The 578-nt window shown below is 68.3% G+C and carries 1 pseudogene; it reads left to right on the forward strand.

Going from position 1 to position 578, the window contains the following annotated elements:
- Positions 1-578, forward strand: a pseudogene (locus tag KUM32_RS35110) (serine/threonine protein kinase); the annotation flags it as partial.

Below are 578 nucleotides of genomic sequence, written 5' to 3' on the forward strand. Positions count from 1 at the left end.
CAGCCACTACAGAGCCGCGCCGGCCGCGCGCTCACGTGGGCCGTCTCCAGCCTGCTCATCGCGGCCATCGGGCTCGGTAGCTGGCAGCTCGCGGACATCCTGATCAAGGAGGAGAACAAGCCGGGGGACTCGGGCCACAACCAGGGCGAGAAGGACGACGGCCGCCCCAGGAAGCCGGCCCACAAGCCGCTGAAGCTCGCGGACGCCACCGAGTTCTCACCGCTGGACGCCCCGTTGGCGGCGGAGAGGGTCTCCGCGGCCATCGACCAACAGCCCGGCACCGCCTGGGTCACCAAGCGCTACGAGGGCTACGCCAACTTCGGCAACCTCAAGAACCGGTCGGACGGCAGCGGCATCGTCGTCGACCTCGGCAGCGCCAAGAACGTCGCGGGCGTGCAGGTTGACTTCTACGCACCCGGGCAGAAGGTCGAAGTACTCGCCGCGGACCCGGCGGCGACATCCCCCGCCGCCTTGGCGGACTTCCCCCAGGAGCTCACCAAGCTCAAGACGGCGGAGAGCAAACTCGACGCCACTCTCGACAAGCCGGTCCGAACGCGATACGTACTGATCCACATCAC

The organism is Streptomyces sp. AC627_RSS907, from assembly GCF_019049165.1.